Annotated in this window: 2 protein-coding genes; one reads left to right on the top strand and one right to left on the bottom strand. The window is 79.3% G+C overall.

Features of this window, described 5'->3' with window-relative positions:
- Nucleotides 1-489, top strand: a 489-nt coding sequence (locus tag WCS02_RS19900) for a DoxX family protein (protein WP_340296026.1), incomplete at its 5' end; no start/stop codon positions are given.
- On the opposite strand, the gene WCS02_RS19895 is transcribed toward WCS02_RS19900, so the two are convergent.
- Complete coding sequence (locus WCS02_RS19895) at nucleotides 454-1,854, bottom strand: MFS transporter (protein WP_340296024.1); 1,401 nt, start codon at nucleotides 1,852-1,854, stop codon at nucleotides 454-456. The two genes, WCS02_RS19900 and WCS02_RS19895, sit on opposite strands and share 36 nt — an antisense overlap.
- Nucleotides 1,855-2,061: the final 207 nt, after the last annotated feature.

The raw sequence follows: 2,061 nt of genomic DNA, 5'->3' as shown, positions 1-2,061 counted from the left end.
CCCGGTGGGCCCGCGCGACCGCTCGCTGTGAGGCGCCCGGCCGGTCGCGCGGAGCGGGTCGGCCGGGTCGTGCGCGCCGGGCGACCCAGCCTGACGCTGCCCGCGGTCCCGCCCGCCGGGCCCGCGGAGCACCGTGCCCTGGCCGGCGTCCTGCTCGTGTCCGGGGTCGGCCACCTGGTCCGTCCCGCGCCGTTCGACTCGATCGTGCCGGGCTGGCTGCCGCCGTCGCGCCGGTTCTGGACCGTGGCCAGCGGCGTCGCGGAGCTGGTCGTCGCGCTGCTGCTCGCCCGTCCCGAGACCCGGCGGGCCGGCGGGCTGGCCGCGGCCGGTCTCTTCGTCGCGGTATTCCCCGCCAACGTCTGGATGGTCTGGCTGTGGCGGCACCGGCGCTGGCCGTGGGTCGCCACCGCGGTGGCCCGGCTCCCGCTGCAGGCGCCCCTGGTGGCGTGGGGGCTACGCGTCGCCCGCGCGGCCGCCCCAGGCGGCTGACCGCCTCGCGGTCAGCAGCACGACGACGCCCACGAGCGGTGCGACGACGGCCACGGCCAGCGCCCCGGACAGGCCGAGCACGTCGCCCAGGCCGCCCACCACGGCGGACCCCAGCCCGGCGCCGACGAAGAACGTCAGGGTGAACAGCCCGAGCGCGGCTCCGCGCAGCCGGTCCGGCACCGCCGCGGCCACCGTGCCGACCAGGGCGGGCTGCGCCAGGGCATAGCCGGTGCTGAGCCCGATGAAGCCGACGCCCGCCAGCCACGGCGACAGGACGACCCCGGCGGACACCAGCGCGCCGACCGCCGACAGCGACAGCCCGAGCACCGCCGTCCCGCGGCGCCCGAGCCGCGCGAGGACCTTCGCGGAGCTGAACGACACGGCGGCCCCGACCAGCGCGCCCGGCAGCAGGAGCAGCCCGTTCTCGAACGGGTCCCAGCCCCGCTGCGCGAGCTGCAGCGGCACGGCGACGAGCCCGGCGAAGTAGACGACCGGCATGCCCGCCCCGGCGACGCCGGCCCGGACGACCGCCTGCTCGCGGACCACCTCGGCCGGCACGAAGCCGTGGGGGTGGCGGCGGACCCACAGCACCGTGGCGAGGAGCAGGGGCAGGGCGAGCGCGCCTGTGACCACGGTGACCGGTCCGGGGTCGCCGACGGTCTGCACGAGCCCGAGCAGGTCGGCGGCGGTGAGGGCCACCAGCGCGGCGCCCACGACGTCGAAGCGGCCACCGGTGCCGTGCGCGGGGGCCAGGCGGGCGGCCAGCGGCAGCAGGAGCAGGACGAGCAGCGGCAGCAGGAACGGACCGCGCCAGCCGACGAGCACCCCCAGCGCGCCGCCCACCAGCGGCCCCGCGGAGGTGAGGACGAGGACGACGGAGTTGGTGCGCCCGAGCGCCACCGCCCGGTCGTGGCCGGTGTACCGGGCCGACAGCACCGTCGTGGTGAGCACCGGCACCGCGCCCGCGCCCAGGCCCTGCAGGAGCCGGCCGAGGACGAGCACGGTGAAGTCGGGCGCGGCGGCGGACACGGAGGCGCCGACCGCGAGCATCGCGCCGCCGACGAGGAACGGGGTGCGGGGGCCGACCGCGTCGGCGACCCGGCCGAACACCGCCGTGGAGGCCGCGAACGCCAGCGCGAAGGCCGTGAGCACCCACGCGGCGCCCGACGTGCCCAGGCCCAGGTCCTCGGCGAGCGGGCCGACGACCACGCTGGTCGCCGAGGTCCCCATCGAGGCCAGGCCCCAGAGGATCCCGAGCAGGACCGCCGCGCGGGTCGGCGACCACGCCGGGCCCGGGGCCGCGGCCGGCGGAGCGAGGCCCGGTCCGGTCGACGACGGTGCCTGGCTGCCGTCGCTGCTCCTCATGCCCCGATCCTCGCCCCTCCTGCACCGCCGCCGCGCACCGGAGGCCGGCCCTTCCCCCGGCCCGCCCGCGGCGGCATGCTCCCTGCCATGAGCAGCACCCGTCCCGTCGCCGTCGTCGTGGGGGCCGGGCCGGGCCTCGGCCTGGCCTCCGCCCGGGCGTTCGCCGCGGCCGGCCACGACGTCGCGCTCGTCGGGCGCCGCGAGGGG

Origin of the sequence: Aquipuribacter hungaricus (assembly GCF_037860755.1) — a bacterium.
Taxonomy (GTDB): Bacteria; Actinomycetota; Actinomycetes; order Actinomycetales; family JBBAYJ01; genus Aquipuribacter; species Aquipuribacter hungaricus.
This window is presented reverse-complemented; position numbering and strand designations above follow the sequence as displayed.